Below are 14907 nucleotides of genomic sequence, written 5' to 3'. Positions count from 1 at the left end.
TCGCGCTGACCGAACTGTTGGCCCGTTGCCCGGATTTCGACGTCGACGAGAATTCGATCGTGTGGGCGGGCGGTAGCTATGTGCGGCGTCCGGTGTCGGTGCCGATCACGGTGAAGTCCTGATGCCCGGCTCGGCAAAGGGGAAAGACTGGCTTGCGTTGAGCCGCAGCGAAGCTGCCGCGGACCGGATACTCGACGCAGCCGAGCACCTCTACACGCAGCGCGACTCGGATTCGATCGGCATGAACGAGATCGCCAGGGCCGCAGGCTGTTCCCGCGCGACGCTGTACCGGTACTTCGAAAACCGGGAGGCGCTGCGAACCGCGTACATCCACCGCGAGACGCACCGGCTGGGCCGCGAGATCATCGCACGGACCGGCGGCATCGAGGAGCCCCGCGAAAGGCTGATCGTGAGCATCCTCGTCACGCTGGGTATGGTTCGCGAAAGCCCCGCGCTGGCATCGTGGTTCGCCACCACCCGGCCGCCGGTCGGTGGCGAGTTGGCCGGACAGTCCGACGTGATCGCGGCCTTGGCGGTGGCGTTCCTGCACTCGCTGGGCCCCGACGATCCCGCCGTCGTCGAACGCCGGGCCCGTTGGGTAGTCCGGGTGATCGTCTCGCTGCTGACGTATCCGGGACGCGACGCTCAAGAGGAGCGGGCGATGATCGAGGAGTTCGTCGTCCCGATCGTCGCCCCGGCGAGCGCCCGCCGTTAATGGCGCGCCGCGGTAGAACTCAGCCGGGTACGCGGGTGAAGCGGTGCAGCAGCCAGGCCAGCGGGATCGTCACCACCAGCGTCGCGATGAACAGGTAGAGCATCGACCCGGTATAGACGTGGGCCCGCACGATGTAGACCATCGCGAATTCCATGGTCACCAGGTGGATCAGGAAGATCTCGTAGGAGATCTCGCCGACCCACACCATCGGCCGGCTGGCCAGCAGCTGCCAATACCAACCGTGGCCCTCCAGGGCCAGCGGTGCCACCGCCAGGGTGGCGATCACGGTGTAGAAGACCGTCTTGACGACCGCCTCCGGCGTGGATGCCGGTGACGTCGTGGGTGCGCCGCCTATCGGGGTGGCGACGATGAAGTAGCAGATGACCGCCAGCGGTATGGCCGCGAACGCGTAGCAGCGCACCCCCATCGCCTGCAGCACCGCGAGCAACATGCCGCCCAGAAACCAGGCCAGGTAGGTCGGCAGCCACAGCCGGGCGCCGTCGGGAAACCAGTGATCGGTGTGCACCAAGACAACCCATGCCGGGCTGATCAAGGCCATCGCCAGCAGAGTCCCCACCACCAACCTGGGCTGCCAGCGCCGCCGGCAGATGACGGCAAACAGCAGGTATGCCAAGAACGGCAGGACTATGTAGAAGGACGCCTCCACCGCGAGGCTCCACATCTGGGTCAGGCCCTGATGCAGGTACTTGCCGAGGTAGCCGTCGGTGTAGATCTGCGTCAACGTGAGGTTGCGGACCAGCCCGTACCAGCTGTGCCCCGGGTTTGGTCCGGCTTCGCGGTAGTGGTACAGCACATAGGCGATCAGCACGGTGATGACGTAGGCGGGCATGATGCGCCGAACCCGGTGCCGCGCATAGCGACTCACCGAGGGTGACGGCCCGCCGGTCCGAGCCGACTTCACCCAGGGGCGGAACAGCAGGAAACCGGACAGCACGAAGAAGATCGGCACGCCGATCTCCATCCGGGCACCGACCAGGCCCCAATACCCGTGCGTGTACTTGCCGGTGCTGTAGGCGGCATGAGTGCCGACAACCAGGACCGCGGCGACCGCGCGGATACCGGTCAGGGAAGCGACCCGGTCGACGTGCGAGACCTGCTCGAGTCCGCCTTGGGCGTCCCGCTCCTCGGACAGGGTCATCCAGCGTCTTTTCTGCGTGGTTTGCCACCACCGCGACGGGGTTTCTCGGAGGACTTGCCGGACGATCGGTCCGGCTTGAGGTCGATCAGCACGCCCGAAATACGGGTTTTTTCTAGCTTTTTCAACGTCGCGGGAGAAAGTTTTGGCGGCAGCTCCACCAGTGAGAAGTCCGGTCCGATCGAGATGTGGCCGAAATCGCTGCGGTGCAGACCGCCCTCGTTGGCGATGGCGCCGACGATGGCGCCCGGCCCGATCTTGTGACGCTTGCCCACCGCGATTCGATAGGTCGCGAAATCTCTTGTTTGCCTTGGCTTGTCCGTGTGATCCCGACGTTCGGTGTTGCGTTCGGGCCGCTCACGTCGCTGCGGCGGCGGTTCGGGTGACATCAGGAACGCCTCGCCATCGCGGGACTGCAAGGCCAGCGCCGCGGCGATGTCAGCCATTGGGACGTCGTGCTCGCGCTCGTAGTCCTCGACCAGCCTGCGGAACAGCTCGATTCCCGAACCCCCGAGCGTGTCGGTGATGGAATCGGCGAATTTCGCCACCCGCTGGGCGTTGACGTCCTCGACGCTGGGCAGCTCAACCTCGGTCAACGTTTGCCGGGTCGCTTTTTCGATCGCCTTGAGCATGTGGCGCTCGCGCGGGGAGACGAACAGCAGCGCGTTTCCCGAACGTCCGGCCCGGCCGGTGCGTCCGATGCGGTGGACGTAGGACTCGGTGTCATGCGGGATGTCGTAGTTGAGCACATGCGAGATGCGCTCGACGTCCAGCCCGCGCGCAGCCACGTCGGTGGCGACCAGGATGTCGACTCTTCCATTCTTGAGCGCGGCGATGGTCCGCTCGCGCTGCGCCTGCGCGATGTCGCCGTTGATTGCGGCCGCGGAAAACCCTCGGGCACGCAGCTTTTCGGCGACCTCCTCGGTCGCCTGCTTGGTGCGCACGAAGACGATCATCGCCTCGAACGGCTCCACTTCGAGGACCCTGGTCAGCGCGTCCATCTTGCGCGGTCCGGCCACCTGGACGTAACGCTGCGAAATGTTCTCGGCTGTCGTGGTTTTCGCTTTGAAGGTGACTTCGAGCGGATCGTGCAGGTACTTGGTGGTGAGCTTGCGGATGGCCGACGGCATGGTCGCCGAAAACAGGGCCACCTGTTTGAATTCCGGCGTCTCGCTCAAGATGCGGTCGACCTCTTCGGCGAACCCCATGGTGAGCATCTCGTCGGCCTCGTCGAGCACCAGGTAGTCCACGTGCGATAGATCCAGCGTGCCGCGTTCCAGGTGGTCGATGACCCGGCCCGGGGTGCCCACCACCACCTGGGCGCCGCGCCTCAAACCGGCCAGTTGGACGGTGTAGGACGCGCCGCCGTAGATCGGCAGCACGTTGATCTGGGGCAGGTGAGCGCCGTAGCGACTGAACGCCTCGGCGACCTGCAAGGCCAGCTCGCGGGTGGGCGCCAGCACCAGGGCCTGAGTCGCCTTGTTGGTGACGTCGATCTTGGACAGGATCGGGATGGCGAACGCCGCAGTCTTGCCGGTGCCGGTCTGCGCCAGCCCCACCACGTCGGAACCCGCCACCAGCGCCGGAATCGTCGCCGCCTGAATCGCGGTCGGCGATTCGTAGCCGACGTCGGCGATGGCCCGCATGACCGACGGGTGAATCTGCAGGTCGGCAAAGGAAGCAGCGGCCGCGCCAGGCGAGCCGTCGGGGACTGTCATCGTGCATGAAGTTTAGTGGTGATCGCGAGCGCAGCGCAGCTGGGCGTGGCGGGTCACCACCAGTCAGGCCCAGTAGTGATCGCGAGCGCAGCGCAGCTGGGCGTGGCGGGTCACCACCAGTCAGGCCCAGTGGTGATCGCGAGCGCAGCGCAGCTGGGCGCGTGGCGGCACTCCCCCGCAAGCGGGAGGTACCCCCACCCGCTCGCGGGGAGGGTCACCACCATCGGGCCCGCAGACACCGGTACGGTTGCCCAACGTGTGGTCGCTACCGTGCCGTGCCCAGCTACTGACCGTCGGCGTCGTGCTCGCCGTGACGTTGACCGGCTGCGGTTCTGGAGATTCGACGGTCGCGAAGACGCCGCAAGCCACGACGGCAACCGCGTCGATCACCGCCCCCGCCACACCCAGGCCGAACGAAGCCGCGTCACCCGGCAGTAGCGCGCCGGCCGACCCGTGCGCGGTCAACCTGGCCTCGCCGACGATCGCGAAAGTGGTCTCGGACTTGCCCCGCGATCCGCGCAGCCAGCAGGCATGGAACCCGGAGCCACTGGCCGGAAACTACAACCAGTGCGCCCAGCTCTCGGCGGTGATCATCAAGGCCAACACCAACGCGGTCAATGCGACGACCCGCGCGGTGCTGTTTCATCTAGGGCAGTTCATCCCGCAGGGCGTGCCGGACACCTACGGGTTCAACGGCATCGACGCGGCACAAACGACCGGCGACACGGTGGCGTTGACCTACCCCAGCGGGATCAACGGCTTGAACACCGACGTGCGATTCCACTGGAACGGCAACACCGTCGAGCTGATCGGTAACGCCACCGGGCGCTGACCCGGCACACCCTCGCAGAACCCCTTCGCTGTCGGTCGCCTGACCTACAGTGGCTGCTGTGTTCGTCACCGACGACAGCATTGTGTACAGCGCGTCGGACCTGGCCGCGGCCGCCCGATGCGAGTACGCGCTGCTCAGGAATTTCGACGCAAAGCTGGGCCGGGGTCCCGCCGTCGACATCGAGGACGAATTGCTGGCGCGTACCGCCGCCCTCGGCGACGAACATGAGCAGCGCGAACTCGACCGGCTGCGGGAGGAGTTCGCCGATGGTGTCGCGGTCATCGGACGTCCGTCGTACACCCTCGCCGGCTTGGCCGCTGCCGCCGAGGCGACCCGGCGCGCCATCGCCAACCGCGCGCCGGTGGTGTATCAGGCCGCAATGTTCGACGGCCGCTTCGTCGGATTCGCCGACTTTCTGGTCGCCGATTGTGAGCAGTATCGGCTCGTCGATACCAAGCTGGCCCGCTCCCCCAAGGTCACCGCATTGCTGCAATTGGCGGCCTACGCCGACGCACTCACCGGTATGGGCGTGTCCGTCGCGGACGAGGCGGAGCTGCGACTGGGCGACGGCTCGATCGTGCGATATCGCGTCTGCGATCTGATCCCCGTCTTTCAATCGCAGCGCGCGCTGTTGCAGCGGCTGCTCGACGACCACTACGCCGCCGGCACCGCGGTGCGGTGGGAAGACGAGGGCGTGCGGGCATGTTTTCGGTGTCCGCTGTGTATCGAGCAGGTGCGCGCAGGCGATGATCTGCTGCTGGTCGCCGGCATGCGAGTCAGCCAGCGGAGCAAGCTCATTGACGCCGGCATCGCCACGGTCGCGGACCTGGCTGAGTACGTCGGACCGGTGCCCGAGCTGGCACCCAGCGCGCTGGGCAAGCTGACCGCTCAAGCGAAACTACAAGTACGGCAACGTGATACCGGTGTTCCGCAATTCGAGGTCGTCGATCCGCAGCCGCTGAGGCTGTTGCCGGAGCCCGACCCCGGTGATCTGTTCTTCGACTTCGAGGGCGATCCGCTGTGGAGCGCCGACGGCCACGACTGGGGCCTGGAGTACCTCTTCGGAGTCTTGGACGCCACGGGGAGATTCAGCCCGCTGTGGGCGCATAACCGGGTGGACGAGCGCAAGGCCCTGATCGATTTCCTCGCGATGGTGGCCAAGCGCCGCAAACGTCGACCCAACATGCACATCTACCATTACGCGCCGTACGAGAAGACCGCCTTGTTGCGACTTGCCGGACGCTACGGGGTCGGCGAGGACGAGGTCGACGAGCTATTGCGCAACGGGACGCTGGTCGACTTGTACCCGTTGGTACGCAAGAGCATTCGGGTGGGTGCCGAGTCGTTCAGCCTGAAGGCGCTCGAGCCCCTGTACATGGGGACGCAGCTGCGCTCCGGTGACGTCACCACGGCCGCCGATTCGATCACCTCCTACGCCAAGTCCTGCGAACTGCGCGAAGCCGGCCGCGTCGACGACGCCGAAACGGTGCTCAAGGAGATCGAGGACTACAACCACTACGACTGCCGGTCGACTCAGCAGCTGCGCAACTGGCTGTTGGTGCGCGCCTGGGAATCCGGCGTCACACCGGTTGGCGCGCAACCGGTTTCCGGCGGCAACACCGTCGATGACCATGACGAGCTGGCAGCCGCTTTGTCGGCGTTCACCGGGGATTCCGGCGTCGGCGACCGAACACCGCAGCAGCTCGCCGTCGCGCTGGTGGGCGCGGCGCGCGGCTACCACCGGCGTGAGGACAAGCCGTTCTGGTGGGCGCATTTCGACCGGCTCAACTTCCCGGTCGACGAGTGGGCGGACAACACCGACGTCTTCATTTCCGAGGAGGCGTCGGTCAGCGTGGACTGGCATCTGCCGCCTCGCGCCCGCAAGGCGCAGCGACGGGTGGTGCTGCGCGGCGAACTGGCCCGCGGCGACCTGATGGCGGAGGTGTTCGCGCTCTACGAGGCGCCGGCTCCGCCCAGCATGAGCGACAATCCGGACCGACGCGGGGCCGGGCGTGCCCAGATCGTCGAGGTCGACGACCCGGCAGTGCCCACCCAAGTCGTCATCCTCGAACGAGTCGGCAGTGACGGCAACGCATTTCACCAATTGCCATTCGCGCTGACGCCCGGGCCGCCCATTGCCACGACCGCGCTGCGCGAATCGATCGAATCCACGGCAACCATCCTGGCCGCCGGGCTGCCGCAACTCCCCCGCACCGCGATGATCGACGTCCTGCTGCGCAGCGCGCCCCGCACTCGCAGCGGCGCCACGCTACCGCGCAGCGACGACACCATCGCCGATATCACCGCGGCGGTACTGGACCTGGACTCGTCCTACCTGGCGGTGCATGGCCCGCCAGGGACCGGAAAGACGTACACCGCGGCGCAAGTGATCACCCGCTTGGTCACCGAACACCGCTGGCGCGTCGGTGTGGTGGCGCAATCGCACGCCACGGTGGAGAACCTGCTCGGCGCCGTGATCGATGCCGGGCTGGACCCGGGACGGGTAGCGAAGAAAAAGTACGAACACCGCACGCCGCGCTGGCAGGAGATCGACAGCGGCGACTACGGGGCATTCATCTCGGCCGGCGCCGGATGCGTGATCGGCGGTACGGCTTGGGATTTCGCCAACGCCAATCGGGTGCTGCCGGGCAGCCTCGATCTGCTCGTCATCGACGAGGCGGGCCAGTTCTGCTTGGCCAACACGATCGCCGTGGCGCCCGCGGCGGTGAATCTACTGCTGCTCGGGGACCCACAGCAGCTGCCGCAGGTCAGTCAGGGCACTCATCCCGAACCGGTCGACAGGTCCGCCCTCGACTGGCTGGTCGACGGTCAGCGCACGCTGCCCGATGAGCGCGGCTACTTCCTGGACCGCTCCTACCGGATGCATCCGGCGGTCTGCGCGGCGGTCTCCGAACTGTCCTACGAAGGCAGGCTGCATTCGGTCACCGAGCGCACCTCCGCACGCCGTCTCGACGGCTGTCAGCCCGGTGTGCGGGTGCTTTCCGTTCGCCACCAAGGCAACTCGATCGAAAGCCTCGAAGAGGCCGACATGATCGTCGCCGAGATCCGGCGACTGCTCGGGTCGTCCTGGACCGACGAGCACGGCACCAGAGGATTGGCCGCCGCGGACGTGTTGGTGCTGGCGCCGTACAACGCCCAGGTGTCGCTGGTGCGCCGGCGGTTGGCGTCCGCCGGTCTGGGCGAAGTCCGGGTCGGAACCGTCGACAAATTCCAGGGCGGGCAGGCGCCGGTGGTCTTCATCTCGATGACGGCGTCGTCGGCCGATGAAGTGCCACGCGGAATCTCGTTCCTGCTCAACAGGAATCGGCTCAATGTCGCCGTCAGCCGGGCGCAGTACGCGGCGGTGGTCGTGCGTTCGGAATTGCTGACCGAGTACCTGCCGGGCACGCCGGCCGGCCTGCTGGAACTCGGCGGCTTTTTGGCGTTGACGGCGAGAGCCTGAAGACTGCCCGTCGGCCGGCCTACCGCCCCGCGGAATGCCGGCCGTGGCCTTTGGCGTCATCGTCCGGATCGTGGCCGTAGTGCCGGCCTCGCGGTGCCTCACCCTCGGTGAGCCGATGCCGGATGGAACCGTTCACGCGTCGTCCCGTCGGCGGCGCGCCGCGATCGTTGCGGGTGGCGGGACCGTGCCAGTGCGGCGGAAGCTCGACCATCGGGCGAAAGCGTTTTTCATGGCCGATGTGAGACCCGTTGTGGGCGAATCCAATCGGTTCGGGTCGCGACGGCGCGTCATCAAGCGGGCGGCGCCGCGATTCGACGGGTTTGGTGCGCCGCGCCGCTGCCGGTGCGGTCGCGGCACCAGGCCCCGGTCCCGCCCTGGGCTCAGGACTAAGCCCGCGGCCCGGCTCACGCCGCAGGATGACCTCGACATAGTCGTCGTCATCGCGATCGTCATCGTCATCGCGCTCGGACGCTGCGCCGCCGATGCCCGCGCGAGACAGCAGCGACGGCGCGAAGCCGACCAGGAACAGCGCGGCGACGATCCCGAACAACGCGACGAACGCGGGCAACAGCACCGATTGCGACATCGCGGCAGAGAACGGCTCACGCACGAATTCGGGCAGCTGCAACCGGATACCGCCATCGACCGCGTCCTGACCCGACACGTTGGGCGGCATCTCGGCGCCGATCCGCCACGTCATGAACGCCGCCATGGCGGCGCTGCCCAGCACTGCCCCCAACTGCCGGACGGAGTTGTAGACAGCGGAGCCGGTTCCGGCCAGCTGCGGTGGCAGGTTGCGGGTCGCGGTGGCCGTCAGCGGCGACCACACAAACGCCATCCCGACACCAATTGCGCCGAACGGCAACAGCAGCCGCCAGATCGGCGTGTCCGGAGCCATCTCGAATGAAAGCCAGGTCAGCGCGATCGCCAGCACCGAAAAGCCGAAACCGAGCACCGGCCGCGGGTGAAATCGGTCGACCATCCGGCCGACGAACGGCGCCAGCACGCCATTGGCGATCGCCATCGGCGCGATCAGCAGAGCCGAACGGGTCGGCGACAGCCCACACACCGTCTGGGTAAAGAAGATCAGCGGCAACATCATTGCCGTCGCGGCGAACGAGGTGATGGCCACCCCGACGCTGCACAGGCTGAAGTCGCGGTCGGTGAACACGTCCAGTGGGATCAGCGGCTCTCGGGTGTTCACCGACTGCCAGTAGACGAATGCCGAAACGAACCCGGCCCCCGCGACGATCGTCGCCCAGATCCACGGCTGCCATCCGGCGGCCTGGCCCTGCTGCAGACCGAACACGATCAGGAACATGCCCACGCCGGACAAGGCGACGCCGACCAGATCGAGTCGGTGCGCCTGAGTGGGCAGCTCGGGAACGAGCCACACCGCCAACGCCAGCCCGACGACGCCGATCGGGACATTGACGAAGAAGATCCACTCCCACCCCAGCCCGTCCACCAGCACGCCACCGGCCAACGGACCCACCAGGCTCGCGACACCGGCGGTGGCCCCCCACACGCTGACCGCCACCCCGCGCCGCTGGGGCGGGAAGATCCGGGTGATCGTCGACAAGGTCTGCGGGGTGAGCACCCCGGCGCCGATCCCCTGCACCACCCGAGCGGCGATCAGCATGCCGGCGCTACCGGACAGCCCGCACCACACCGACGCGATGGTGAACACCACCAGACCGATCAGGTAGAGATTCTTCGGGCCGAACCGGTCACCGAGCCGACCGGCCACCAGCAACACCACCGCATAGCCCAGCAGGTACGAGCTCGTCACCCAGACCACGGCGTCGTACCCGATGTGCAGGTCGCCCATGATGGTCGGGTTGGCGATCGCGACGATGGTCGAGTCGACCATGATCATGAAGAACCCGATCATCATCGCCCAGAGCGCGTTCCATGGATTTCCGCTCTTCAGCGCGGCAGACGGGGCGAGAAATTTGCGGTCCTTGGCCAGGTCGGCACGACTCGGCCCGGCGCGCCGGGGACCCCCGGACGAACCGGACATGGCCGTGGTCATGCACTCACCTCGCTTCAGCGCCCGACGGCGGGCTGACCGCCGTGAGCAGGTGTGATACAGCCCGCATGCGGCGAGTCCCCCAACGGCGCCCGACAGACGGCCCGCATCGCCACCGGCCTGTGTCCAGCCTGCATTATTCCGGGTTGGCCGACCAGCTGCGCACCCCCCATCATCGGCGGTCGGGATAACGCGCACGCCCTGCGGCTAACACCGCGTTCAGCAAACTCGCGTTAGCCTGAAGGAACGCCATTCGCAGGAGAGGCACTATGAGCGCTCGACGCAATAGGTCAGGGATTTGGCCCCTGAAACGATCTGAGCAACTGCCGGAGAACTCCCCGCCCGGCGGCTCCGGTCGCCCCAAGGCTTCTGCGCGCGCATTGGCGCAGGTCATCGAGCGTAGTTCGCGGATGCAGGGCCCCGCCGCGGAGGCCTATGTGGCGCGGCTGCGGCGGGCATTCCCCGGCGCGAGCCCCGCGGAGATCGTCGGCAAGCTGGAAAGCCGCTACCTGGCGGCGTTGACGGCCAGCGGCGCCGCGGTGGGTTCGGCGGCGACATTCCCCGGGATCGGGACGTTGACGGCGATGTCGGCGGGCGCCGGCGAAACCGTGTTCTTCCTGGAGGCGACCGCGATCTTCGTCCTGGCAGAGGCCCAGGTCTACGGCATCCCGGCCGACCACCATGAGCGGCGTCGCACGCTGGTGCTGTCGGTGCTGGTCGGTGACGACAGCAGGAGGGCCATCGGCGAGCTGATCGGTCCCGCACGCACCAACGGCGGCTGGCTGGCCGAGGGCATGGCCTCGCTGCCGCTGTCGACTCTGGGCCGGCTGAACACCCGGATGCTCAAGTACTTCGTCAAGCGGTATGCGGTGCGACGCGGCGCACTCATGTTCGGCAAAATGCTGCCCGTCGGCATCGGCGCCGCCGTCGGTGGCGCCGGCAATCGCATCGTGGGCAAGAAGATCGTCCGTAATGCCCGCCAGGCATTCGGCGCTCCGCCGGCCCGCTGGCCGAACACCTTGCACGTGTTGCCGACGGTGCACGAGGCCAGCCAGTAGCCGCCGGAACCCCCGGTTCCGCCGTCTCGCTGGCGAAATAGCGGCGAAGGGTTAGCCTTTATGAGGCGGAGGCGTTGAGGACCGCTACGGGTGTGAGGTACCTCGTCAACTGAGGTGCGCGGAGTCGCAGGCGTCGGGCAATAGCGCTCATAGGGCCCGCAGGACATGAGAATTGAGGCGAACAGCGGCCGTGAGCAACATCAGTTCACCATTCGGGCAAAACGAATGGCTGGTCGAGGAGATGTACCGCAAGTTCCGCGACGATCCCTCCTCGGTGGATCCGAGCTGGCACGAGTTCCTGGTGGACTACAACCCCGAGCCGGGCGCCTCGGCCGTCCAGGACACCCCGAGCCCCGCGCAACCGCAGGCCGCCGCTGCCCCGGCGCCCACACCGGTCGCAGTCGCCGAGCCGCCGGCCGCACCGCCCGCCGCCGCCAAGCCCGCCAGCCCGGCTCCCGCCGGCAACGGGTCCGCCACGCCACCGCCGGCCGCCAAAGCCCCCTCGCCGCCGCCCGCCGAAGGCGACGAGGTGCAGGTATTGCGCGGCGCCGCCGCGGCCGTCGTCAAGAACATGTCCGCGTCGCTGGACGTGCCGACGGCGACCAGCGTCCGTGCCGTCCCGGCGAAGCTGCTGATCGACAACCGGATCGTCATCAACAACCAACTCAAGCGCACTCGCGGCGGCAAGATTTCCTTTACACACCTGCTGGGCTACGCGCTGGTGCAGGCGGTCAAGAAGTTCCCCAACATGAACCGGCACTACGCCGATGTCGACGGTAAACCAAACGCGGTCACCCCGGCGCACACGAATCTCGGTCTGGCCATTGACCTTCAGGGCAAAGACGGCAAACGCTCCCTGGTGGTGGCGGGCATCAAGGGCTGCGAGACCATGCGGTTCGCAGAATTCGTCTCCGCCTACGAAGACATCGTGCGGCGCGCCCGCGACGGCAAGCTGACCGCCGAAGACTTTGCCGGCGTGACGATTTCGTTGACCAACCCGGGCACCATCGGCACCGTGCACTCGGTGCCGCGGCTGATGGCCGGCCAGGGCGCGATCATCGGTGTGGGTGCGATGGAGTACCCCGCCGAGTTCCAGGGCGCCAGCGAGGAACGCATCGCCGAGCTGGGCATCGGCAAGCTGATCACCCTGACCTCGACCTACGACCACCGCATCATCCAGGGCGCGGAGTCCGGCGACTTCCTGCGCACCATCCACGAGATGTTGCTCTCGGATGGGTTCTGGGACGACATCTTCCGCGAGTTGGGCAACCCGTACCTGCCGGTGCGGTGGAGCACGGACAACCCGGACTCGATCGTCGATAAGAACGCCCGGGTGATGGAACTGATCGCGGCCTACCGCAACCGCGGGCATCTGATGGCCGACATCGATCCGCTTCGGTTGGACACCAGCCGATTCCGCAGCCATCCCGACCTCGAAATCCTCAATCACGGCCTGACGCTGTGGGATCTGGATCGGGTGTTCAAGGTCAACGGCTTTGCCGGTTCCGAGTACAAGAAGCTGCGCGACGTGCTGGGTCTGCTGCGCGACGCGTACTGCCGCCACATCGGCGTGGAATACACCCACATCCTCGAGCCCGAGCAACAGCGATGGCTGGAAGAGCGGGTCGAGACCAAGCACGTCAAACCGACGGTGGGCGAACAGAAATACATTCTGAGCAAGCTCAACGCCGCCGAGGCCTTCGAAACCTTCTTGCAGACCAAATACGTTGGGCAGAAGCGGTTCTCGTTGGAAGGCGCCGAAAGCCAGATCCCGCTGATGGACGCGGCGATCGACCAGTGCGCCGAGCACGGCCTGGACGAAGTGGTCATCGCGATGCCGCACCGAGGCCGGCTCAACGTGCTGGCCAACATCGTGGGCAAGCCCTACTCGCAGATCTTCAGCGAGTTCGAGGGCAACCTCAACCCATCGCAGGCGCACGGGTCCGGCGACGTCAAGTACCACCTCGGCGCCACCGGCGTGTACCTGCAGATGTTCGGCGACAACGACATTGCGGTATCGCTGACCGCCAACCCGTCGCACCTGGAAGCCGTCGACCCGGTGCTGGAGGGGTTGGTCCGGGCCAAGCAGGACCTGCTGAACAAGGGTGACGGCGACGACGGCTTCTCGGTCGTGCCGCTGATGTTGCACGGCGACGCGGCCTTCGCCGGCCAGGGCGTGGTCGCCGAGACGTTGAACATGGCACTACTGCCCGGTTATCGCGTCGGCGGCACCATCCACGTCATCGTCAACAACCAGATCGGCTTCACCACCGCACCGGAGTTCTCCCGGTCCAGCGAGTACTGCACCGACGTCGCGAAGATGATCGGCGCGCCGATCTTCCACGTCAACGGCGACGACCCGGAAGCGTGTGCGTGGGTCGCGCGGCTGGCCGTGGACTTCCGCCAGACGTTCCGCAAGGACGTCATCATCGACATGCTGTGCTACCGCCGTCGCGGGCACAACGAAGGCGACGACCCGTCGATGACGAACCCCTACATGTACGACGTCGTCGACACCAAGCGCGGGGCCCGCAAGAGCTACACCGAAGCCCTGATCGGCCGCGGTGACATTTCGATGAAGGAAGCCGAGGACGCGCTGCGCGACTACCAGGGCCAACTGGAGCAGGTGTTCAACGAAGTCCGTGAGGTGGAAAAGCACGGCGCGCTGCCCAGCGAGTCCGTCGAATCCCTCCAGCCTGTCCCCGCGGGGCTGGCCACCGCGGTGGACAAATCGCTGCTGGCCCGCATCGGCGACGCGTTCTTGGCGGTGCCGGAGGGATTCTCCGTACACCCCCGCGTGCTGCCCGTGCTGGAGAAGCGCCGGGAGATGGCCTACGAGGGCAAGATCGACTGGGCCTTCGGCGAGCTGCTGGCGCTCGGATCTCTGGTCGCCGAGGGCAAGCTGATCCGGCTGTCCGGCCAAGACACCCGTCGCGGCACCTTTTCTCAACGGCATTCGGTGATCATTGATCGCCGCAACTGCGCGGAGTTCACGCCGCTGCAGCTGCTGGCGACCAACAAAGACGGCACCCCGACCGGGGGTAAGTTCCTGGTCTACGATTCACCGCTGTCCGAGTATGCCGCGGTGGGTTTCGAGTACGGCTACACCGTGGGCAACCCGGACGCGCTTGTGTTGTGGGAGGGGCAGTTCGGCGACTTCGTCAACGGCGCGCAGTCCATCATCGACGAATTCATCAGTTCCGGTGAGGCCAAGTGGGGGCAGCTGTCCAACGTGGTGCTGTTACTGCCGCACGGCCATGAAGGCCAGGGCCCGGACCACACCTCCGGCCGGATCGAACGATTCCTGCAGCTGTGGGCCGAGGGTTCGATGACGATTGCGGTGCCGTCTACCCCGTCCAACTACTTCCATCTGCTGCGCCGGCACGCGCTGGACGGCATCCAGCGCCCGCTGATCGTGTTCACCCCGAAGTCGATGCTGCGCAACAAGGCGGCGGTCAGCGACATCAGGGATTTCACCGAGATCAAGTTCCGCTCGGTGCTGGAGGAACCCACCTACGAAGAAGGCATCGGCGATCGCAGCAAGGTCCGGCGGATCCTGCTGACCAGCGGCAAGATCTATTACGAGCTGGCGTCCCGCAAGGCCAAGGACAACCGCGACGACGTCGCGATTGTGCGCATCGAGCAGCTGGCGCCGTTCCCGAAGCGGCGGCTGGCCGAAACACTGGACCGCTACCCGGACGCCAACGAGTTCTTCTGGGTGCAGGAAGAGCCGGCCAACCAGGGCGCATGGCCCCGCTTCGGCCTGGAGCTGCCCGAGTTACTGCCGGACAAATTGACCGGGATCAAGCGGATTTCGCGCCGGGCGATGTCGGCGCCGTCCTCGGGCTCGTCCAAGGTCCACGCCGTCGAGCAACAGGAGATACTCGACACCGCATTCGGCTGAGGTTCATCACTCTCGCCTTGGACCGCCAC

The 14907-nt window shown here is 66.8% G+C and carries 8 protein-coding genes; 5 read left to right on the top strand and 3 right to left on the bottom strand.

Features of this window, described 5'->3' with window-relative positions; translation table 11 throughout:
- Positions 1–121: 121 nt before the first annotated feature.
- Positions 122–715 (top strand): TetR/AcrR family transcriptional regulator, encoded by a 594-nt coding sequence (locus ACZY0B_RS09390; RefSeq protein WP_463763819.1) that lies wholly within the window; start codon positions 122–124, stop codon positions 713–715.
- A 19-nt stretch (positions 716–734) separates the two neighbouring features.
- Here ACZY0B_RS09390 and ACZY0B_RS09385 read toward each other — a convergent pair whose 3' ends face one another.
- Both ACZY0B_RS09385 and ACZY0B_RS09380 read right to left on the bottom strand, forming a co-directional pair.
- Positions 735–1874, bottom strand: a complete 1140-nt coding sequence (locus ACZY0B_RS09385; RefSeq protein ID WP_463763818.1) for an acyltransferase family protein — start codon at positions 1872–1874, stop codon at positions 735–737.
- On the bottom strand, positions 1871–3589 hold the full coding sequence (locus tag ACZY0B_RS09380; protein WP_463763817.1) for a DEAD/DEAH box helicase: 1719 nt from the start codon (positions 3587–3589) through the stop codon (positions 1871–1873). Before ACZY0B_RS09380 ends, ACZY0B_RS09385 begins: the two co-directional genes overlap by 4 nt.
- A 247-nt stretch (positions 3590–3836) precedes the next feature.
- On the opposite strand from ACZY0B_RS09380, the gene ACZY0B_RS09375 reads away from it, so the two are divergent.
- On the top strand, positions 3837–4421 hold the full coding sequence (locus ACZY0B_RS09375) for an LppP/LprE family lipoprotein (RefSeq protein WP_463763816.1): 585 nt from the start codon (positions 3837–3839) through the stop codon (positions 4419–4421).
- Positions 4422–4479: 58 nt separating this feature from the next.
- Entirely contained in the window at positions 4480–7884 is a 3405-nt protein-coding gene (locus ACZY0B_RS09370) for a TM0106 family RecB-like putative nuclease (RefSeq protein ID WP_463763815.1), read from the top strand.
- A 19-nt stretch (positions 7885–7903) separates the two neighbouring features.
- On the opposite strand, the gene ACZY0B_RS09365 is transcribed toward ACZY0B_RS09370, so the two are convergent.
- Positions 7904–9919, bottom strand: coding sequence for an MFS transporter (locus ACZY0B_RS09365; protein WP_463763814.1), 2016 nt, complete (start codon positions 9917–9919; stop codon positions 7904–7906).
- 266 nt (positions 9920–10185) lie between these two features.
- On the opposite strand from ACZY0B_RS09365, the gene ACZY0B_RS09360 reads away from it, so the two are divergent.
- Entirely contained in the window at positions 10186–10974 is a 789-nt protein-coding gene (locus ACZY0B_RS09360; RefSeq protein ID WP_463763813.1) for a hypothetical protein, read from the top strand.
- A 190-nt stretch (positions 10975–11164) separates the two neighbouring features.
- Complete coding sequence (locus tag ACZY0B_RS09355; RefSeq protein ID WP_463763812.1) at positions 11165–14878, top strand: multifunctional oxoglutarate decarboxylase/oxoglutarate dehydrogenase thiamine pyrophosphate-binding subunit/dihydrolipoyllysine-residue succinyltransferase subunit; 3714 nt, start codon at positions 11165–11167, stop codon at positions 14876–14878.
- The last annotated feature ends 29 nt before the right edge of the window (positions 14879–14907 follow it).

The organism is Mycobacterium sp. IDUB_19 (genome assembly GCF_055419445.1).
This window is presented reverse-complemented; position numbering and strand designations above follow the sequence as displayed.